At 30.7% G+C, this 21,087-nt stretch carries 17 protein-coding genes and 1 riboswitch; of the genes, 7 read left to right on the top strand and 10 right to left on the bottom strand.

Annotation, left to right across the window (positions count from 1 at the left end):
- Positions 1–92: 92 nt before the first annotated feature.
- Positions 93–2,135, bottom strand: coding sequence for a M13 family metallopeptidase (locus VJY38_RS11490; protein WP_353680854.1), 2,043 nt, complete (start codon positions 2,133–2,135; stop codon positions 93–95).
- Between the two features lie 860 nt (positions 2,136–2,995).
- Here VJY38_RS11490 and VJY38_RS11495 point away from each other — a divergent pair.
- Positions 2,996–3,280 (top strand): GIY-YIG nuclease family protein, encoded by a 285-nt coding sequence (locus VJY38_RS11495; RefSeq protein ID WP_353680855.1) that lies wholly within the window; start codon positions 2,996–2,998, stop codon positions 3,278–3,280.
- Positions 3,281–4,268: 988 nt separating this feature from the next.
- Here the strand turns inward: VJY38_RS11495 and thiE are convergent.
- From thiE to VJY38_RS11530, 7 genes are all read right to left on the bottom strand, one after another.
- Complete coding sequence (gene thiE, locus VJY38_RS11500) at positions 4,269–4,895, bottom strand: thiamine phosphate synthase (protein ID WP_353680856.1); 627 nt, start codon at positions 4,893–4,895, stop codon at positions 4,269–4,271.
- The gene (thiD, locus tag VJY38_RS11505; protein ID WP_353680857.1) at positions 4,883–5,683 is read right to left on the bottom strand and encodes a bifunctional hydroxymethylpyrimidine kinase/phosphomethylpyrimidine kinase; all 801 of its coding nucleotides are present in this window, start codon (positions 5,681–5,683) and stop codon (positions 4,883–4,885) included. The genes thiE and thiD overlap by 13 nt, the downstream gene beginning before the upstream one ends.
- An 8-nt stretch (positions 5,684–5,691) precedes the next feature.
- Positions 5,692–6,759 carry an AIR synthase family protein gene (locus VJY38_RS11510; protein WP_353680858.1) on the bottom strand — a complete coding sequence of 356 codons (1,068 nt, stop codon included), beginning with the start codon at positions 6,757–6,759 and terminating at the stop codon, positions 5,692–5,694.
- A gap of 2 nt (positions 6,760–6,761) precedes the next feature.
- Positions 6,762–8,060, bottom strand: coding sequence for a phosphomethylpyrimidine synthase ThiC (gene thiC / locus VJY38_RS11515; protein ID WP_353680859.1), 1,299 nt, complete (start codon positions 8,058–8,060; stop codon positions 6,762–6,764).
- Positions 8,061–8,129: 69 nt separating this feature from the next.
- Positions 8,130–8,245: riboswitch (TPP riboswitch) on the bottom strand.
- A gap of 55 nt (positions 8,246–8,300) precedes the next feature.
- Entirely contained in the window at positions 8,301–9,365 is a 1,065-nt protein-coding gene (locus tag VJY38_RS11520; RefSeq protein WP_353680860.1) for a glycosyltransferase family 9 protein, read from the bottom strand.
- A 166-nt stretch (positions 9,366–9,531) separates the two neighbouring features.
- Complete coding sequence (locus tag VJY38_RS11525; RefSeq protein ID WP_353680861.1) at positions 9,532–12,408, bottom strand: protein O-mannosyl-transferase family; 2,877 nt, start codon at positions 12,406–12,408, stop codon at positions 9,532–9,534.
- 29 nt (positions 12,409–12,437) lie between these two features.
- Positions 12,438–12,677, bottom strand: a complete 240-nt coding sequence (locus tag VJY38_RS11530; RefSeq protein WP_353680862.1) for a hypothetical protein — start codon at positions 12,675–12,677, stop codon at positions 12,438–12,440.
- 92 nt (positions 12,678–12,769) lie between these two features.
- Between VJY38_RS11530 and VJY38_RS11535 the strand changes: the two genes are divergently transcribed.
- The 3 genes from VJY38_RS11535 to VJY38_RS11545 all read left to right on the top strand — a co-directional run bounded on the left by VJY38_RS11535 (position 12,770) and on the right by VJY38_RS11545 (position 16,015).
- A complete protein-coding gene (locus VJY38_RS11535; RefSeq protein ID WP_353680863.1) occupies positions 12,770–13,420 on the top strand; it encodes a glycosyltransferase family 2 protein in 651 nt (216 codons plus the stop codon).
- A gap of 390 nt (positions 13,421–13,810) precedes the next feature.
- Positions 13,811–14,740 carry an ABC transporter ATP-binding protein gene (locus tag VJY38_RS11540; protein WP_353680864.1) on the top strand — a complete coding sequence of 310 codons (930 nt, stop codon included), beginning with the start codon at positions 13,811–13,813 and terminating at the stop codon, positions 14,738–14,740.
- Positions 14,741–14,749: 9 nt separating this feature from the next.
- Positions 14,750–16,015: an ABC transporter permease gene (locus VJY38_RS11545; protein ID WP_353680865.1), complete on the top strand. Its 1,266-nt coding sequence runs from the start codon at positions 14,750–14,752 to the stop codon at positions 16,013–16,015.
- Positions 16,016–16,098: 83 nt separating this feature from the next.
- Here VJY38_RS11545 and VJY38_RS11550 read toward each other — a convergent pair whose 3' ends face one another.
- Positions 16,099–16,632: a hypothetical protein gene (locus VJY38_RS11550; RefSeq protein WP_353680866.1), complete on the bottom strand. Its 534-nt coding sequence runs from the start codon at positions 16,630–16,632 to the stop codon at positions 16,099–16,101.
- Between the two features lie 89 nt (positions 16,633–16,721).
- Here VJY38_RS11550 and VJY38_RS11555 point away from each other — a divergent pair, with 89 nt between their 5' ends.
- The 3 genes from VJY38_RS11555 (at position 16,722) to VJY38_RS11565 (ending at position 20,449) form a co-directional block, all read left to right on the top strand.
- A complete protein-coding gene (locus tag VJY38_RS11555; RefSeq protein ID WP_353680867.1) occupies positions 16,722–17,648 on the top strand; it encodes a DUF362 domain-containing protein in 927 nt (308 codons plus the stop codon).
- A gap of 73 nt (positions 17,649–17,721) precedes the next feature.
- Positions 17,722–19,227 carry a 4Fe-4S dicluster domain-containing protein gene (locus VJY38_RS11560; protein WP_353680868.1) on the top strand — a complete coding sequence of 502 codons (1,506 nt, stop codon included), beginning with the start codon at positions 17,722–17,724 and terminating at the stop codon, positions 19,225–19,227.
- A gap of 73 nt (positions 19,228–19,300) precedes the next feature.
- Positions 19,301–20,449, top strand: coding sequence for an iron-containing alcohol dehydrogenase (locus VJY38_RS11565; RefSeq protein ID WP_353680869.1), 1,149 nt, complete (start codon positions 19,301–19,303; stop codon positions 20,447–20,449).
- 160 nt (positions 20,450–20,609) lie between these two features.
- On the opposite strand, the gene VJY38_RS11570 is transcribed toward VJY38_RS11565, so the two are convergent.
- Positions 20,610–20,987, bottom strand: coding sequence for a response regulator transcription factor (locus VJY38_RS11570; protein ID WP_353680870.1), 378 nt, complete (start codon positions 20,985–20,987; stop codon positions 20,610–20,612).
- Between the last annotated feature and the right edge of the window lie 100 nt (positions 20,988–21,087).

Consider the following 21,087-nt stretch of genomic DNA (forward strand, 5'->3'; position numbering starts at 1 on the left):
GTGAAAAAGTTACTAATTGTTATATTGAAACCGCCAAGAGCGCAAAGATTATGCAAAGAGTTACTGGCGTTCTTAGCGGTTTCAAAATATTATTACCAGATTTTTACAATTTTATCTTCTGGATTACGCATTGGGTCGCCAGGTTTAACATCGAATGCTTCAAAAAATTCTGGCATATTCATAAGTGGTCCATTAACTCTTTGAACAGAAGGAGAATGCACATCAGTTTTAACCTGAAGTTTTAATGCTTCCGGTCGAATATTTGTAGCCCATACCTGAGCCCATCCAAGGAAGAATCTTTGTGCAGGTGTAAATCCATCAATCAATTCACCTTTTTTATATTGCTCTGTTTTCTTAAATGCAGCAAAAGAAATTGTAAGTCCACCTAAGTCTGCAATATTTTCACCAAGTGTTAGAGCACCATTAACTCTAAATGTATCAATTACAACAAAGTTATTATAATGTTCAATCAGTTTTTGTGCACGTGCCTGAAATTTTTCGTTATCTTCTTTTGTCCACCAATCTTTTATATTTCCTTTTTCATCATATTTTCTTCCCTGATCATCAAAGCCATGAGTAATTTCGTGACCAATGACAGCTCCCATTGCACCATAATTAATTGCATCATCAGCCTGTGGATTAAAGAATGGTGGTTGAAGAATTCCAGCTGGAAATGTTATTTCATTTTTGGTTGGAGAATAAGATGCATTAACAGTTTGTGGTGTCATTCCCCATTCTGATTTATCAACTGGTTTACCAAGTTTTTTTAGATTCTCTTTTCTTGCCCATGTAGCTGCTCTTCTTAAATTTTTGAAATAAGAATCTCTTGCAATTTCGAGTTCAGAATAATCTTTCCATTTATCTGGATAACCAATTTTAACTCCAAATGTACTTAATTTAGTAAGAGCTTTTTGTTTTGTTTCATCACTCATCCAGTCGAGATTCTTTATACTTTCTTCCATTGCAACAAGAAGATTATTCACAATTGCTTTTGCTTTTTCTTTTGCTTCTGGTGGAAAAACTTTAGCAACATAAATTTGTCCAAGTAATTCACCAACAGTTCTGTTCAATACTCCAATTACTCTTTTCCATCTTGGTTCAATAACTTTTTGACCTCTTAAAAATTTACCTTCGAACTCAAATTGTTCATTTACAAAAGGAGAACTGAGTGCAGAAGCAGATGAACGCAAAACATTCCACTTAAAATAAATTTTCCAGTCGTTTAATGAAATTTCATCAATTAATTCCGATGCACCTTTAATAAATTTAGGTTGATTAACCACAACAACATCAATCTTATCAATTCCTAAATTTGTAAAGTATTTATCCCAGTCAATATTTTCAGAGATTGATTTCAAATTATCATAAGTCATTTTATTATAAGTTTTATATGGGTCACGATTTTCCAGACGAGTATTAGAAACCTTTGCTAATTTAGTTTCGATATCCATTACAATCTGGGAATAGCGATTTGCAGTTTCTTCATCAACATCAATAAGTTTAAACATATTGGTAACATGTTTTACATATCTTTCACGAATTTCTTTTGAACGGGCATCGTCTTTAGTATAATATTCAACGTCTGGCAAGCCAAGTCCACCCTGTGAAATTATACCAACATTTAAATCACTTTTCTTTGCATCTGCATTTACAAAAAAGTTAAACAATGCAGGAATTCCAGTTGAATGAAATTCTGAAATTAGTTTAAATAGATTTTTCTTATTATCAAGATTATCAATCTGTTGTAAGTAAGGTTTAATTGGATTGTAACCAGCTTTTTCAATACGAATAGAATCCATTCCAGTTGCGTAGAAGTCACCAATTTTTTGTTGTGGTGTTCCTTTATTTAAATTTTTATTTGCTGCAAGTTCTTCTACAATTTCTTTAAGTATTTTATTATTCTGCTCTTCGAGTATAGAAAAAGAAGCCCAGCGAGTTTTGTCATCCGGGATGGGATGATTCTTTGACCAGTTGCCCACAGCAAACTGATAAAAATTTTGTGCGGGAGATACACTTCGATCCAGACTATTTAAATCAAAGGCTTTTGATTTATTATTGTCTTCACCAAATGCAAAGACATTAAAAGAAAAAATTGAAGTAAAAATTAATAGCAGGAATAGAAATCTTTTTTTCATAAAAACTCCTATAAAATTTTTTGAACATTAATTAAGACGATTTTTACTTACAATCGTTTTACTTTTAAGTAAAATTAATACAATTATTTTTTGTTAAAAAATTATTTATTAGGTAATGAATTGTTATTTTGAGTTTGGGAAAGTATGATTGCCAGAGAATCTGACAAAGTCATTAAATGATTTAACAAATATTTAGTAAGAGATACTTCATGCCGCTTTTTGCGTAATTCAGGATGAGACATAATGAACCTACACTGTAATTCTGAGAAAGTGAAACGATTAAAGAATTTTAGATTCTTCACTTCGTTCAGAATGACAAATGAGAATTTATAAAGTCATTCTGAGTCCTGCTGTAGAAAGGATGAAGGGTCTCAAGAAAGAAAAATAAACTTTGAGATTCTTCGCTTCGCTCAGAATGACAGGTAATGATGAAGTTGTCATTCTGAAGGAGTTTAGTGACTGAAGAATCTGACGAAGCAAACATAAGCCTGAGTGAAATAAAGATAAAGAAACAAAAAAGAGATTCTTCACTTCGTTCAGAATGACAATTGTAATGATGAAGTTGTCATCCTGAGTCCTGCTATAAGCAGGACGAAGGATCTATTGAAAGATTCTTCACTTCGTTCAGAATGACAGATGAGAATTTATGAAATCATTCTAAGCTTTGCTTAAAGTTAGGGCTTTGTGTTATTGATTATTAATGTGGCTAAAGCAGGATTATTCTTTGTAATTTTTTTGACTAAACGCATTTGAAGCAGCAAGGTTCAAGTGGAATTTTTTATTCACATATTCTATTTTTTCATTGTCATTCTGACCCCGCTGAAGGCGGGGGAAGAATCTAAATATACAACAAGTAAAACATGAAATCATATTACGTATATATAATGGCAAGCAAAAGTAAGGTTATATATACAGGTGTAACGAATGATATAAAAAGAAGAGTATATGAACATAAGAAAAAAATAATTCCCGGTTTCACAAGCAAATATAACACAACAAAATTAGTATATTATGAAGAGACTAAAGATATAAAAACAGCACTTGCAAGAGAGAAACAAATAAAAGGTTGGTTAAGAAGAAAGAAAATAGAATTAATAGAAAAAGAAAATCCTTTATGGGAAGACCTTAGTAAAGATTGGTATTAAAAAATTTTCTTTGAGAAAAAATAGAATAACAAATAGAAACCGACACTGTAATTCTGAGAAAGTGAAACGACTGAAATATTTTAGATTCTTCACCTCGCTCAGAATGACAATTGTAATGATGAAGTTGTCATCCTGAGTCCTGTTGTAGATGAAGGAGCTAAAAAGAGATTCTTCGCTACGCTCAGAATGACAGGTAATAATTAGTAAATGAATGATTGATAAAATAAAATTGAGCTTTAATCCCATTGATTGTTAATGTGGCTAAAGCCTTTTTTATTTCTTTCTTTTCTTCTCGGTTCACTAAAATGAACTGCAATTTTTAATATTAAATAATTTTTTTATTGCGGTTTGCTTTAGCAAACTGTTCATTGATTTAAATTGGAATCTCAGGCTTAAGTCTCATTTATTCTCAATTATAACTAAAGCAAATTAATTATGATAATTTTAGATTCTTCGCTACGCTCAGAATGACAGATGAGAATTTATAAAGTCATTCTGAGTCCTGCTGTAGATGAAGGAGCTAAAAAGAGATTCTTCGCTACGCTCAGAATGACAATGGTAATATTCATAATGCTATAAATTGATAATGTCACTCTGCGGGAGTGAAACAAATGAATAATCTTAGATTCTTCCCCTGCTAAAGCGGGATTCAGAATGACACGATAATGTCGATAAAATGATATGATAAAGTTGACGCAGTCATCCTGAGGGAATCCGACGAAGTCGGATGACGAAGGATCTGACAAAGTTATTAAAAGTATTATAAGAATTAACAAAGTTAAAATGAAATGCATAGTAAGAGATCCTTCACTCCGTTCAGGATGACAGACGAGTACTTGCGAAGTCATTCTTAGGGAATTCGATAAAGTTGGATGATCGAAGAATCTAATAAAAGAAATAAAGAGATCCTACCTCCTGCTAAAGCGGGATTCAGAATGACATGGTAGAATTGATAAAGTAGAAACAAAGTGATTGAAGATTCTAACGATCATTCCAAACAAAATTTTTTTGCATTAATATATGGATTGCCATTAAACAAAGCAGAGACTACTGCAATAGCATCAACATAATCAATTATTAATTTATAATTATTTTCATTAATACCACCAATTGCAACAACTGGAATTTTTAATTTCTTTTTTGCTTTCTTAAAAAAATCGATTGAGTTTAATACTGGTTCTGATGGTTTAGTTGGAGAAGCAAATACAGCTCCAAAAGCCACATAATCTGCACCTAATTTTTCAAACATTATAGCTCTTTCAAGATCATCGTAACAGGAGATACCTATAATTTTATTCTTTAATATTTTTCTAATTTTATTAAAGCTATCGAATTCATTATTACCAAGATCTTCTTTACCAAGATGAACACCATCTGCATTACTCTCAAGTGCAACATAAGGATCATCGTTAATAATTAATGGAATTTTATATTTATCTGTAATAGATTTAATTCGCTTTGCTCTTTCTAATCTTTTTTCGAAGCCAAAATATTTATCTCTTAATTGAACTAAATTTACTCCTCCTAATATCGCCTGCTCAATCATTTCTTCGAGTTTATCATCAGGAATTAGATTTTCATCTGTTATTGCATAAAGACCTTTTATTCTTTCCATAACCACCTGTGATTTAATGGACCAAAACCTTTTCCAATTTTAATTTCGTTTTGAAGAGCAGATTGAATATAATTTCTTGCATTTTTAATTGAAGAAATAACATCATAGCCTTTAGCTATAAAAGCTGTGATAGCTGCAGAAAAAGTGCAACCAATACCATGAGTGTTGATGGTATTGATTCTTGGATATTCTAAAAATTCAATTGTATTTTCTGAAAAAATCAAATCGAAAACTTTTTCATTTATTAAAAGATGACCACCTTTGATCACAATATATTCTGGACCAAGTTTTATAAGTTTCTCTGCAACTTTTATCATATCATCTTTTGTTGAAATTTCTATTCCAGAAAGTAATTGTGCTTCAGAAATATTTGGAGTAATAACTAAAGCAAGTGGTAAGATTTTTTCTTTAAAATCATTTAATGAATTTCTTTTCAATAATTCAGAATTATCTTTTGAATGAAGGACTGGATCAACAATTAGTTTGTCCAAATGAAAATCTTTAATTGCCAATGCAACATTATCAATTATCTCAGCATTTGAAAGCATACCAGTTTTTACAGCATCAATTTTAATATCATCGGCAATTGATTTAATTTGCCTGTAAACGAGAAAACCAGGCAGGTCATATATTTCATTTATGCCAGTGGTGTTTTGAGCAGTAATGGAAGTGATAGCAGATACACCATAAACATTTAGAGCCATAAAAGTTTTTAAATCTGCCTGAATACCAGCACCAGCACTGCTATCACTTCCAGCTATTGTTAATGCAACAGGTAATGAATTCAATTTTTTACCTAATTTAATTTCATTTCAAAAGCTTTTGCAATTGCCTGCCAGAATGGATCTACTCTTGGATGTTCTAATTTTTTTGTTTCATTATTTTCAACAATCCATCTACCTTTTTCTTCTGGAAGAATTTCTCCAACTACAGCAGACTCAATTCCTTTATTTTTTAATTCATTAATTAACAGATCAACTTTGTGAGGTCGAACTGTTATGACCAAAGTTCCTTCGCTAATTGAAATGTAAGGATCCATATCAAATAAATTGCAAACGGCATTAACTTCGGGAAGTACAGGAATTTTATCTTTATAAATAATGATTCCTTTTTTACTTGCTTGAGCCACTTCGTAAACACCACCTATCACACCGCATTCAGTTGCATCGTGCATTGAAGTAACGCCATCATCTTTAACACCAATTTTAACAGCTGTTAAAGCATCATCTACAGTACTCATTTTATAGAATAAATTTTCGGCTTTAGAAAAAATTTCTTCTCCTAATTTTTCTTTAATATAATTTTTGAAAGTATTAGAAAAAATGCCAACAGCTTCTATTGCTGCTCCTTTAGTAATAACAACGTAATCACCTTCCTGTGCAAATTGTGGTGTTAAATATTTATCTTTTGGTCCAATAGCAATAAAAGTAGCACCACCAACCATAGGATAATCTGTTCCGGTATAACGAGCTGTGTGACCGGTTATTACAGATGTTCCATATTTTTCACATTCCTGATGAATAACTTTCCAAACTTTTTCAAATTCATCTTCTTGAATACTCATTGGAAGATTAAAATCAAAAATAGCATAAGCTGGAGGGAATCCACTTGTTGTAACATCACTTGCTAAAATATGCCATGCAAACCATGCAGCTTTTTCCCATCCATATTGTGGTACAATATAAATTGGATCGGTTGTAACTGCCATTACTGTATTATCTGCTACCTGAACAATTCCAATATCAACTCCATGATTTGGAGGTACCAGCACATCATTTCTTTTTGCACCAAGTTGTGGATAAATATAGTGATTAAAAAATTCTGGACTAATTTTTCCAATTGCAGGAAATTGAGCTTTATTCATATTTACACCTCAATTAATTTGTTATTACGAATTGTGTGTTCAACAAGATTCATCGGGCAGAATGGACCGCACATTGAGCAGGCTTCTGTTTTAGAAGCTCTTTTTTCAAAAATCTTTTTTGCTTCGTTACCATAGAGAGCCAGTTCAAATTGTTTATCCCAATCAAGTTTATATCGAGCTTCACTCATTTTTTTATTTCTTTCAATAGCATTTTTATTTCCTCTTGCTATATCTGCAATGTGAGCTGCAATCTTAAAAGCAATAACTCCATCTTTTACATCATCAACGGTTGGAAGTCCTACATGTTCAGCTGGAGTAATATAACAGAGCATATCGGCACCATACCAGCCTGCAAGTGCACCACCAATTGCTCCAGCAATATGATCAAATCCAGCAGCAATATCCGTAGGAAGCATTCCAAGAATATAAAATGGAGCTCCTTTTGTAAGCTTTTTCTGAATCTGAACATTTGTTTGAATTTCATTAAGAGGTATATGACCCGGACCTTCGACCATTACCTGAACACCAGCTTTACGTGCTCTTTCTACCAGTTCGCCAATAATCATCAATTCTGCAATCTGTGCTCTATCTGTCGAATCGTTAATACTGCCCGGCCTTAAACCATCACCCAGTGATAAAGTTATATCATATTCGTGGGCTATTTCGAGAAGGCGATCGTAATATTTATACAAAGGATTTTCTTCTTTATTTTTTAATATCCATGCAGCAATTAGTCCACCACCACGAGAAACAATTCCAGTGGTTCTATTTTCATTCTGATATCTTCGCAGGGTTTCTATTGTAATTCCACAATGAACAGTTATGTAATCGACTCCCTGTTTTCCATGTTCTTCAATTACATTAAAAATATCATCTGGAGTCATATCATAAATTGAAGATCTCTTAGCCACTTCAAATTCTGCTTCGTAAATTGGAACAGTACCGAGTGGAACTGTGCAAACATCAAGAATTGCATTACGTATAAATTTCAAATCGCCACCTGTTGATAAATCCATAAGAGTATCGGTTCCATATTGAATTGCGACTTTTGCTTTTTCAATTTCTTCTTCAACATTGATATAATCATAAGAAGTACCAATGTTTGTATTGACTTTTACAGAAAGGGATTCACCAATTCCTGTAAAGTTTGTAAGATTTGTATGATTTATATTAGCTGGAATTATTACTCTGCCAAGTTTTACAAGTTCAAGGATTTCAGCTGGAGATTTATTTTCCTTTTCGGCAACATATGCCATAGCATCTGTAATTTTACCAGCACGTGCAAATTCTAATTGAGTCATACTACCTCCATTGTTAATGATTTAATAAATCACCGAAGGAAGTATGGGGAGGGTTAACAGGCTATATGAAAGGATTTAATTTAACCTTCCCTACGCCGGTATTACCCGGATCAGGTTCAAAAGGCCGAAGTCGCATTCTAGACTTCCTCTCAGCCGGGTTGTCCCCAACTTCCTCGGTTTTTACAAATATTAATAATTTTTTTTACAGAATCAAATCAATTAACAAATTTTCTTTTTCAACTAATCAACATGTATAAACTTTACTACCTGACTATAAACATGTTCCACTCCAAGTTCTTTTATGCATTTAAATTTAATATCTTTTCTTGTACAGGTTAATGGTTTGGGTGAATAATAGAAACATGGAGAACATTCAAGTTCTAGTGAAGCAATTTTATAGTTTGTTTTCCATGGATGAATATAATTTTTATTTGTTGGACCAATTATCGCAACAACATTCAATCCCAGTGCAGATGCAATGTGCATTAGACTTGAATCGTTCGTAACAAAAATGTTACATCTTTTCATTACTGTTGCTGTGTGAATTAATGATGATGTATCTACACTTATTGCTGAAGTGGAGTTGATTTTATTTACAACTTCTTCTTTTATGATTTTTTCTTCTGGTCCACCAAATATTAAAATTTTTGCTTTGTGTTCTTCGATTAATTTTTTACCAAGTTCAGCAAACTTATAAGTTTCCCATCTTCTTTTGTCATGATTTTTTAATGTTGAACATCCAGGATGAAAACCAATTATTAATTCATTTTCACTGATATGATTTTCCTTTAGAAAATTTTCACCAAACTCTAAATCTTCGTTTTTGAAATTCAGGATTAATTCAGGTATATCACTAAATTTTTTATTTGTAACTAATTCACATAATCTTATATTTTCTTCGACATTGTGAAGACTATCATCTTCTTGAACTCGGAGATTATTAAGAAAGCCAAGATTCTGAAAATCTTTTCTAAGATATTTAATAGCTACTCTTTCTTGTGCTCCAATTAAAAAATTAATCAGGTTATATTCTTTTCTGTTTGATGGATAAACATTAATGGAAATATCATATTTATTTCTTAAACTCAATACAAAGAGTAATGATTTTAATTTTTTTTCTTTCAAGAATTCCCAGTAATGAATCTTAGATATTTCAGGAAGTCTTTCATAAATTTCCTTTACACCTTTATACATTACAAGGGCATCAATTTGAGAATCGGGGTAATCTTCTTTGAGTTTTTTTAATGCAGGAGTAAACATTAATGCATCGCCAATGCCAGATAAAGCATTAATTAGAATTTTCATAAAATGATTTTTCAACTTAAGATTTATGTTTTATTGAAACTATAGAGATCTGTGCGATTAAAGTAAATTAAAACCGCAAAGGGCTCAAAGAGAGCAAAGTTTTATTTCTTTGCATCCTCTCTGAGTTCTTTGCGACTGCCAGCAGCAGGCAGGGTTTCAATATATCTTAATTACCTTTATTTCCTTCTGCAAGTCTTTTGAACTTATCAATTAAACTTTTTACAGTTACATCATTAGGCAAATAAGTTGACAATTGATTTAATACTTCGAGAGCTTCTTTATACATTTTCAAATTTTCATAATGAGTAAGAAGAACATCATATGGATTATTCCAGCTCGAAAAATCCTGTGGATTTATCTTAAGCATTTGCTTTGCAGTTTTAATTACATCTTTTGCATAAATTGTATATTGTTTCATATCACCTGCAGCATAATAAAGTCGAGCAACATCATGTTCAATTCTATAATCTAAAGGAATAACATCACGTGGAATTTTTTTCTCCATCATATTAAGAGTTTCAATTGCTTTAGAGCTATCTTTCAGATGGTACAAATAATGAATTGCAAGTCTTAAGAAAGTATTTCTATAATTTTGAGTAAGTCTTTCATGATTTTCATCAAAGAAAATAGTTTTATCATTTAAGCCTCTGAACTTAAATCCAGGTCTATAAGTTTTACTAAAGCCTTCAGGTTCATCAAATAATTGTTTTCTTACAATAGGTTCATTAATATATTCAAATGATTGTGCATCAAATTTTTTTGGAACAACTCTTAAAGCAACACCTTCCATCTGTAAATAATCTTCCAGACTCAATTTACTATCTTCAGAGCATGTCATAGCAAAATAAACCGGTCGTTTCCATTTACTTTGCATAATAATATCGAGCACAGCAAGATCCTGAACACGGATTGCTTTAATATTTCCGTATTGAACCGGATTCTTCATTATCCAGGAAATTTTTTTATGTTTTATAACGGCTGTATCGGTAATTCCCCATTCTTTAATTACATCATCAGTTACTGGAATAGATACTTCAACCGGTTCCCATCTTTGCACTGTAAGCTGGTCAATTTCTTCGTCTGTAAAACTCATTGCAACTTTTTCTGCACCATAAGGGGATGTATTCTTAAGTTGTTTAATATACCATGGTGTATTCAAGAGACTCAAATTAGCAATTCTAACATCTCGCCTTACACCTTCGACATCCTGTAAATACCATAATGGGAATGTATCGTTATCGCCATTAGTGAATAATATAGCATTAGGAGCAACACTTTGTAAAAGATTATATGCATAATCCCATGGCACATAATTTTTAGAGCGATCATGTTCAAAATAATTTGCACGATACATATTAGCAGGAACAACAATAAAACCTGCAAGCAAAAGAATAATTGTAGCAGGTTTAAGATTTTTTATTTTATCAAATTTTTCATGAAGTAATTCAATTAAACCACGCATTCCAAGAGCAATCCATAAAGAAAACACAAAGAAAGCTCCAACATAGAAATAATCTCTTTCTCGTGGTTGTGGTTCCTGCTGATTTTGATAAAATGCAGTTAAATAGCCAAGAAAAATAAACATCACCAGAAAGACCGAAGCCATCTTCCAGTCTCTTCTAAAATGAAAATACAAACCAAATAAACCAATAAAAAATGGGATTCCATATAAGTCCTTCCAATCAACTCCACTATCCTGATAAGTCGATACTCTTCCAATATAATTCCAGAATAAATATCTATTAAACATATGATCCATTTGATATCGAAGTAGAAAATCTAAATCACTCGAATAGTTAGTATAAATTAATTGCTGATGTGGTTCGTTTGAATATCTTCTTTTGAAAATTGGGAAATCGCCATATTGTTCACGATTTAAATAAGATTCTAATTCTGTAAATGTTTTTGGACTATTCATATTTATCGGAGTTTCTTGATTGGCACGGATTATAATCATTGCATAAGTTGTAATTCCAATCATTGCATAGAAAATACATTTAAAGATCAGGTTAAAAGTTGGTTTATTATTTTTTGATGACCAATAAATTGCTCCTCCTAAAACTGCAAATAATAATACAGAAACAATTATGTTCATTGTAAAATCGTTCCCGGATAAAATTGTTATAAGTTTAGGTACATATTTAACTATTCCGGGATAAACACCAATTAAAGCAATTCCACCAATGATAATTGGGATATAAAATGAACTTCTTTGAAATATTTTTTTATACAAAGCTCCCATAAATAAAATACTGATCACAATAAACACCATCCAGAATCTTGAATCAATCTGACGAAATTCTTCGTATGAAGGTGGAGTAGATTCATTTTGAGAAGCCCACATTGCAAAAGCAACAAGAATAATAATCACAGAATGGATTATAAAAATTATCCCGGTTTTTTTAAGTACTTCCTCATCGGTTACATATTTTCTAAAGACAACAACCATTACAATAGGAACAATTGCAAGAACAGACATCAGATGAACACCGGTAGAAAGTCCAATTAAATAAGCAATTAGAATAAGATATTTTTCGTTATCTGGTTTATCTGCTTTTTCGTTCCATAAAATCATTAACCAAATTACAAAAGCAATAAAGAAAGTTGAAAATGCATAAACTTCTGCTTCAACAGCATTAAACCAGAAAGTATCGCTAAAAGATAAAGAAAGGGCACCAATTGCTGCGGAAAAATATATTGCTAAAGCATCAATTAAATTATCTGGTTCTTTCTTTCTATAATTTTGAATCAATTTAACAGCAATTAAATAAAGGAGCATCACAGTAAAAGCACTCGATAAAACAGAAATCATATTTACACGAAGACCAATATTCTCAGCAATTGGAAGCATAGAAAATAATCGTCCAAGAATTAAAAAGAATGGAGTGCCCGGCGGATGTGGAACCTGCATTGCATAAGATGATGCAATAAATTCACCACAATCCCAGAAAGATACCGATGGTTGTACTGTAGATATAAAAACTAATAGGCTAATAAAAAATACAATAGCAGCAATTATGCGATTTAATATTTTATAACTCATTTTTACCACCACAAAATTTTTTTGGAAGATTAACTGTTTGAGTCATTATCAGCTGGTTTTTTAAAAAGATTATCGTAATTCTTTTTTTCTCTATTGACATGATATTTAGTATAAAGTGCTTTTAATTTTTCCATCGATAATCTATCGAGATCTTCATCGTCTTTGTGTCTCTTAAGTAGCATCTTGTACTCTTCTAATTCTTTCGAATCGAATTTTCTTTCGTATCTTTTTAATATTTCAAAGTAATTCTTTTGCTCTTTAGAGCTCATTTGTATTTCCTGTAATTAAATTAATTAGTTAAATTAAGTAAAAATTTAGTTTAATAAAAAGTTATATTTGAAGAAAAGTTTATTATTTTTTTATGATACAGGTTTACAATAATTTTAATCCAGTTGTTTCAATTATTCTTCCAACATTCAACAGAATAAATTATCTCGAAAGAGCAATTAATTCTGTACTCAAACAAACATTTAAAGACTGGGAATTAATAATAGTTGATGATGGTAGCACAGATAATTCAATAAAACTTATTGATAATTTTATTTTAAAGCATGAAAACATTAGATACTTAAGACATTCTAATAGAAAAACACCTCTTTCGACTAATGCTGGCATTTTAGCATCAACAGGTAAATTTATAACTTTTCTAGGAAGCGATGATGAATATAAATCCGAACACTTAAAACTTAGAGTTGATTTTATGAACAATAATACTGATGTTGATTTAATTCATGGTGGCGTTGAAATTATTGGTTTCCCTTATGTAAAAGACAAAAATGATTTAAAAAAATTAATTCACTTATCTGAATGTGTAATTGGGGGAACATTCTTTGGAAAAAGGAATGTCTTTTTTGAACTTGGTGGTTTCAGAAATTTAAGATACAGCGATGATTCAGATTTTTTTGAAAGAGCTCAGGAAAGATTTAAAATTATTAAAGTTGATTATCCAACTTATATTTATTACCGTGATACGCCAGATAGTATTTGTACAACAATTGATGATAATACATAATTAGTTTATTGATAAAAATATTTTTCTTATAAAGTCTAATAAAACACTTCCTCTATTACCTTTGAACCCCAAAAAATTTTAAGAAGAATTTGTTAAGTATTCTTGATAGCATTGTAACTCCCGAAGAATCTAACGAAGTGACCGAAGAACTTCTTATAGTGAAGTAACCGAAAACTCTGAGATTCTTCGCTTCGCTCAGAATGACAGATGAAGACTTATGAAGTCATTCTGAGTCCTGCGTGAAACAAGACGATCTCAAAAGAGATTCTTCACCTCCCCTTTAGTGGATTTCAGAATAACAAAAGAATAAACAGAGATTATTTAAAATGACATAATAATTTTTATATTGCCATATCTTCTTTAATTAACTTTGTAAAAAAGAGGGAGAATATGAACCATTCACTTGAAGTAAAAAATCTAACAAAAAGCTTTAACGGCTTAGTAGCTGTTAATAATGTTTCTTTTGAAGTTCCCGATGGTTCAATCTTTGGACTTATTGGAAGAAATGGTGCAGGCAAAACTACAACTATTAGAATGATGATGGGAATTTATTTACCAGACAATGGAGAAGTAATTCTTCGTGGTACTAAAGTAGGACAGGAATTTAAGAACAATGTAGGTTATCTGCCAGAAGAAAGAGGACTTTATAAAAAAATGAAAGTGCTCGATACACTTCTTTACTTTGCAGAACTTAAAGGAAAAACTGGACGAGAGGTTACAAAAAAGGCTGAAGATTATCTAAAAAAATTTGAGCTGTATGACAGAAGATTTTCTAAAATTGAAGATCTTTCCAAAGGGAATCAACAAAAAGTACAATTCATTGCTACAATACTTCATGACCCGGAATTTATAATACTTGATGAACCATTCGCAGGACTTGATCCGGTTAACACAAATATCTTAAAAAATATCATTCTTGAAATGAAAGAAAAAGGGAAAGTTATAATTCTATCAACACATCTAATTGACTATGCAGAAAAAATGTGCGACTACATTGCAATAATTGATTCTGGTAAACTTATACTCAAAGGTTCTCTATCAGAAATTAAATCGAAGTATGCACAAAGAAATGTAAGCTTATCTTACGAAGGAGATATTTCTTTTCTAAAAGAACATCCCTTTGTAGAAAAAATAGAAGATTTTGGAAATACCACCGGCATTAGAGTAAAAGATTCAAATCAAATACAGCAACTCTTAAGATTGCTAATAGAAAGAAATGTATTAATAAAAAAATTTGATGCTAATGATATCTCTCTACACGAGATTTTTATAGAACTTGTTGGCAAATATGATGACAATAATATTAATATTATTAATTAAGGGGGCATTATGTTTAATTACAGAGTATTAGCAGTAATTAAAAGAGAATTAAAAGAAAGATTATTTTCCAGAGCTTTTATTACAATGACATTATTAATTCCAGGTTTAATAATAGTTTTTCTTGGAGTTCAAGCTTTATTATACTCAACAGAAAGTAAAAATCTAAAATTTGAGTTGATTACAGAAGATCAAGATATGCTAGATAATTTTATGAATGAATTTAATAATTATGATTTTGTAACAAAAAGAAATTATGTGTTTACATATAAAACAATGCAAAGAGAAGAATTTACAAAATACTTGAATGATAAAAGACAGGAAATAATGGAAGAAAGACTAACAGGAATAATTTTTATTCCAGCTTCTGCTCTTGTGAATAAAAAAATTGAATATTACTCAAAATCACCTATGAATATTTCATTATCAAAAGAATTAGAAAACCCGATTAACAAAGTCTTAATAGATTCACATTTTATGAATAGAGCACTCTCACCAGAAGAATTAAATTTTGTACGGCGGGGAGTAGAATTTGCTGGTTTTAAAGTTTCTAAAGATGAAGACATCAAAAAAGAAGGTTATGGAAATCTAATCTTAGCTTATGCATTTACAATTTTACTTTATATGAGTTTATTGTTAATAGGACAGATGACAATGCAATCTGTAATAGAAGAAAAAAGCAATAGAATTGTAGAAATAATTCTATCGTCTGTAAGTCCAGTAGAATTAATGACAGGTAAAATACTCGGTGCATCAATAACTGGTGTTGTTCAGATGGGAATATGGTTATTAACAATTATAGCTGTTACATCTTCAACCTGGCTTGCTCTACCAGAAGATATTCTAATAAGTATTAATCCAAATATAGTTTTGTATGTTTTAATTAATTTCTTTATTGGATTAATTCTGTTTATTTCATTATTTGCAACAGTTGGTGCAATATTCGATAATCCACAGGATGCATCTTCTGGAACCATGCCTGTTATGATGTTAATCATTATTCCCTTTTTCATTTCTCTGTCAATAATGGAAAACCCAAATAAGCCTTATGCAGAAATAGCTTCGTTGTTTCCTTTCTCATCAATAATTGTAATGCCTGCAAGAATGACATTGATTGATGTTCCTTTCTGGCAGCTAATTTTAGCATTAACATTAAATGTATTAACGATATCTGCAATATTTCCTGTTGCTGGCAGAATTTATCGAGTTGGGATTCTAAGAACAGGAAAAAAACCCAGATGGTTGGAAGTAATTAAATGGTTAAGATATAAATACTGATTAATGATGCAATAAAATTAAAGGCTTGCAATTGCAAGCCTTTTTTATTCCAGATCTATTATTAACTCAAAATACTTGTGTAACTATAAATCATAATGTATTGAATCAGCCAATTCTCTCTTCCTTAAAACCCAGAAGGTATAGATAGATAAAATAAATGCAATTAATAACTGAATATATAATGGTGTGTTAACAAGATCTTCTTTCATTAATCCAGACGAAATGAGAATAAATTTTACTGTATAATAAAAAATCTTACTTAATAGGATACTGATAAAAGTCGCAATAAGTTTATTATTAATTTTTGTAATTAACAGAAAAAACAAATAAACATTAAGAGATAATTCAGCAGCAATAAGAATAGTTTTTATTAAAGATGGATGATTGGATATTAACAACGAAAATAATGGCAACACAAAAGCAAGAACATATGCATTTTTTCTTGAAGTGTGAAGTAGTGTAATAATCAACATTATTCTCATCGGTTCGAGTAAATATAGTGGTATACTGGTCAAATGTGATAATGCTGGAGTTAAAGTAATTACCGATAATGATATTAGATCAAATATAATGTTGGTGATTTTACTTTCACTGAGAACTAATACTTTTGAATTCATTTTTTTAATCCACAGTTGTTTTTAATCTTGAATACAATATAATATATATATATCTTATATTAAAAAAAATTTTATCAACAGGGAATAAAATGAAAAGAAGAGAATTCATCAAAAAAGGACTACAGGCAGGCACAATCATTGGTGCTTCTTTATCTTTTCCAGGCTTTGTAAGTAATTATATTTTTAAAGAAAATTATTCATTATCAGGAAATTATGATTTAGTTGCTATCAAAGGTGGCGAACCAGATAAAATGTTCGATGAGGGAATAAAATCACTTGGTGGTATGAAAGCATTTGTAAAGAAAAATCAAACTGTTGTAATTAAACCAAATATTGGATGGGACGCAAACCCGGAACGTGCAGCAAATACCAACCCAAAACTTGTTGCAAGAGTAATAGAACATTGTTACGAAGCTGGTGCAAAAAAAGTTTATGTGTTTGACCATACCTGTGATGACTGGAAAAGATGCTATTCAAACAGTGGCATTGAAAAGGCTGTAAAAGATGCTGGTGGAGAAATTGTTCCGGGAAATAGTGAAAGTTATTATCAAGATGTAGAAATAAAAAAAGGTGTAAAACTTAAAAGAGATAAAGTACATGAGCTTATACTTGATTGTGATGTATTTATAAATATACCGATTCTCAAACATCATGGTTCAACAAGATTAACCATTTCAATGAAAAACTTAATGGGAACTGTATGGGATAGAGGTTACTGGCATCGAACCGATTTACATCAATGTATAGCTGATTTCAGTACATTTAGAAAACCAGATTTAAATATTGTTGATGCTTACTATGTGATGAAAAAAAATGGACCTCGTGGAGTATCTCTTGCTGATGTTGTAATTATGAAATCTCAAATTATTTCTACAGACATTGTCGCAGCAGATGTAGCCGCAACAAAACTTTTTGGAATGAATCCTGATGATATTCAATATATCTCTTTAGCTCATAAACTTGGTGTTGGAACAAAAAATCTGGAATCACTTAGAATAAATAGAATCATTCTCTAATATGAAATCTTCACACTTGCGAAAAATTCGAATTGTTCTTTCAATTTTGTTTTTTATCCCATTAACAGTAATATTGATAGATTTTACTGAACAAATTCCACCTGCTTTTACAAAATATGTTCTTTATTTTCAATTTATTCCTTCATTGCTTAAGTCGTTAGCAGCATTTACTATTTTATCAACAGGATTTCTTTTAGTTTTATTATTAACAGCTTTATTTGGAAGAATTTACTGTTCTACAATTTGTCCACTCGGTTTTTTACAGGATATTATAAACTATATCACAAAAAAAATTAAAAAGAGAAAAAGAAGATTCGAATACTTAAAAGAACAGAAAATTTTAAGATGGTCATTCCTTGCTTTTTGTGTGGTGTTATTTTTATTTGGATTTGCAATAGGAATAAATTTACTTGATCCTTATAGCATTTATGGAAGAATTGCTGGAAATATTTTTAGACCCACTGTCATTGGTCTTAACAATTTTATTTCATCGATTCTAACTAATTTTAAGATTTATTCCTTATATCCTTACGAAATAAAATCTTTTAATCTAATCCCGTTTCTTATAACAATTTCTTTTCTAATACTTATTGCTTACTTATCAGTAAAAAAAGGAAGATTATATTGCAATACTGTTTGTCCAGTTGGCACATTACTCGGATATATTTCAAAATATTCTTTCTTTAAGATAATCATTAAAGATGAAGAATGTTTAAGTTGTGGTCTCTGTGAACGAGATTGTAAAGCAAATTGCATAGATAGCGATTCCAAAATTGTAGATATGAGCAGATGTGTAATGTGTTTTGATTGCATATCACTATGTCCTACAAATGGAATAACATTCGATTATAAAAAATCAATAAAAACACCTGAACCTGAACTTGTAGAGGTTGATGAATCAAAAAGAAATTTTTTAATCTCAACTGGAGTATATTTAACATCTTTATCCACAATATTAGCCCAGGTTAAAAAGCAAATTGTAGTAACCAAACCAAGTACTGTACCAATATTTAGAAAGTATGCAATTTCTCCACCTGGTTCACAAAGTATAAAAAGATTTAATTCAATATGCACTGCATGTCACCTGTGTGTTAGCTCATGTCCTACACAGGTATTACAACCTTCATTTCTCGAATATGGTTTTACAGGAATGTTGCAACCAAGATTAAACAATAAATCTGGATATTGTAATTTTGATTGCAATATTTGCAGTGAAGTTTGCCCAACAGGAGCAATTCTTCCTATTGATATAGAAAAGAAAAAATTAACGCAACTTGGTGTTGCAAAATTTATTAAAGAAAATTGTATTGTTTATACTCAGAGAACAGAATGCGGTGCTTGTTCTGAACATTGTCCAACAAAAGCAGTTCATATGATTCCATTCGAAAATAATTTAGTAATACCAGAAGTAAGAGAGGAATATTGCATAGGCTGTGGTGCTTGCGAATATGCCTGCCCAGTAAAACCATATAAAGCAATTTATGTAGAAGGAAATCCTATTCATAAAACTGCCAAAAAGAATATTGAAGAAGAAAAGCCACAACAAAAAGTAGATTACAAAGAAGAATTTCCTTTCTAATTAAATTTGTATTTTTGTAAATAATTATTCCCAAAATTTTTAAAATCATTATTAAACAAAAGAAGAGGTAAGTATGAATAACTTCATATATCATAATCCAGTAAAAATTGTATTTGGTAAAGGTTCGATAAAAGAATTATCAGAGCTTATTCCGAAAGAATCAAAAATATTAATGACATATGGAGGTGGCTCTATTAAAAAGAATGGTGTTTATGAACAGGTAAAATCTGCTTTAAAAGATTTTAATGTACTTGAATTTGGAGGTATTGAACCAAATCCCAGATACGAAACATTAATGAAAGCTGTAGATATTTGTAAAAATGAAAAAATAGATTTCTTATTAAGTGTTGGTGGTGGCTCTGTATTAGATGGTACAAAATTTATTTCAGCAGCTGCAAAATATGAAAATGGTGATCCATGGGATATTTTATCTAAAGATGCAGAAATAAAAGATGCAATACCACTGGGAGATGTTTTAACACTTTCAGCTACAGGTTCAGAAATGAATATGTGGGCAGTAATTTCACGTGAGTCAACAAAAGAAAAATTAGCATTTGGTCATCCGCTTGTTTATCCAAAATTTTCAATACTCGATCCAGAAACAACATTTTCTCTTTCTGAATGGCAAACCGCCAATGGAATAGTTGATGCTTTTGTTCATGTTCTGGAACAATATATGACATATCCAGTTAATGCACTTGTTCAGGATAGATTTGCAGAAGCTCTACTAAAAATATTAATCGAAGAAGGACCTAAAGCAATTAAAAATCCAAAAGATTATGATACTCGTGCAAATATAATGTGGGCTGCAACTCAAGCTCTTAATGGTAATATTGGAGTTGGAGTTCCTCAGGATTGGGCTACTCACTCAATTGGTCACGAATTAACTGCATTCTATGGACTTGATCATGCAAGAACTTTAGCTATTGTATTGCCTGGAGTGTGGAAACATCAAAAAGCAGCTAAAGAAGAAAAGCTAAAACAATATGCAAAACAAGTCTGGAATTACGAAGGCTCAGATTCTGTGGACAAAGCAATTGAATTTACTGAACAATTTTTCCGTTCACTTGGTATGAAAACTAAACTAAAAGAAAATGGCATTGGAGAAGAAAAATTCGAAGAAATTGCAAATAGATTTGAAATTAGAAACCAGAAACTTGGTGAACACCAGAACATTGGTAAGAAAGAAGTAATTGAAATCCTGAAATTGTGCCTCGAATAAAACTCAAAATTATACTGGCTGTAAGTTATTTGTGCTTACAGCCTATCTTCTCTTTTAATCTAATTAATTAACAATTTTCATTGAATAATTATTTGATTTAGAAATTATAACGACTTTAGAATCAAAAAAGTTAAGAATTGAATTATAATAAGTCATCCAATCAATTAGGATTTCCAAATTTTTGAAATATTTTCTCTAAATGGTCTGCTAACTGAGATGTATAAGCAGTCTTCAATAAATAACCAGAAATATTATACTGAATAATTTTTTCAACAAATTCTTTTTCGTTGTGTGATGTTATAACAACTATTGGTACATTACTACCAGTTTCCCTAATCTTTTGTAAAAATTCCAGTCCATTTAATCCAGGCATATCTATATCAAGAAATATAAGTCCTGGACTTGTTTTATATAGTAATTCCAGACCAGCATTTCCATCTTCTGCTTCAGTCACTTTAATCAGGAACTTTCTTTCTATAAGTCTTTTAAATAAAGTCCTGAATTTACTATCATCATCGATAAGTAAAACCTGGTTCATTTTTATTTAATAAAATATTATTTACAATTTATTATCGAAGTTTTAACTAATTATTTTATTATTAATTGGTATTGAAAAGCTCTTAAATTAATTCCACAAG

It is taken from the genome of Rosettibacter firmus (assembly GCF_036860695.1).
GTDB classification, from domain to species: domain Bacteria; phylum Bacteroidota; class Ignavibacteria; order Ignavibacteriales; family Melioribacteraceae; genus Rosettibacter; species Rosettibacter firmus.

Coding starts and splice junctions, on each gene's coding strand:
- VJY38_RS11490 (WP_353680854.1), bottom strand. CDS start 2,135: ATGAAAAAAAGATTTCTATTCCTGCTATTAATTTTTACTTCAATTTTT.
- VJY38_RS11495 (WP_353680855.1), top strand. CDS start 2,996: ATGAAATCATATTACGTATATATAATGGCAAGCAAAAGTAAGGTTATA.
- thiE (WP_353680856.1), bottom strand. CDS start 4,895: ATGGAAAGAATAAAAGGTCTTTATGCAATAACAGATGAAAATCTAATT.
- VJY38_RS11510 (WP_353680858.1), bottom strand. CDS start 6,759: ATGAATAAAGCTCAATTTCCTGCAATTGGAAAAATTAGTCCAGAATTT.
- thiC (WP_353680859.1), bottom strand. CDS start 8,060: ATGACTCAATTAGAATTTGCACGTGCTGGTAAAATTACAGATGCTATG.
- VJY38_RS11520 (WP_353680860.1), bottom strand. CDS start 9,365: ATGAAAATTCTAATTAATGCTTTATCTGGCATTGGCGATGCATTAATG.
- VJY38_RS11525 (WP_353680861.1), bottom strand. CDS start 12,408: ATGAGTTATAAAATATTAAATCGCATAATTGCTGCTATTGTATTTTTT.
- VJY38_RS11530 (WP_353680862.1), bottom strand. CDS start 12,677: ATGAGCTCTAAAGAGCAAAAGAATTACTTTGAAATATTAAAAAGATAC.
- VJY38_RS11535 (WP_353680863.1), top strand. CDS start 12,770: ATGATACAGGTTTACAATAATTTTAATCCAGTTGTTTCAATTATTCTT.
- VJY38_RS11540 (WP_353680864.1), top strand. CDS start 13,811: ATGAACCATTCACTTGAAGTAAAAAATCTAACAAAAAGCTTTAACGGC.
- VJY38_RS11545 (WP_353680865.1), top strand. CDS start 14,750: ATGTTTAATTACAGAGTATTAGCAGTAATTAAAAGAGAATTAAAAGAA.
- VJY38_RS11550 (WP_353680866.1), bottom strand. CDS start 16,632: ATGAATTCAAAAGTATTAGTTCTCAGTGAAAGTAAAATCACCAACATT.
- VJY38_RS11555 (WP_353680867.1), top strand. CDS start 16,722: ATGAAAAGAAGAGAATTCATCAAAAAAGGACTACAGGCAGGCACAATC.
- VJY38_RS11565 (WP_353680869.1), top strand. CDS start 19,301: ATGAATAACTTCATATATCATAATCCAGTAAAAATTGTATTTGGTAAA.
- VJY38_RS11570 (WP_353680870.1), bottom strand. CDS start 20,987: ATGAACCAGGTTTTACTTATCGATGATGATAGTAAATTCAGGACTTTA.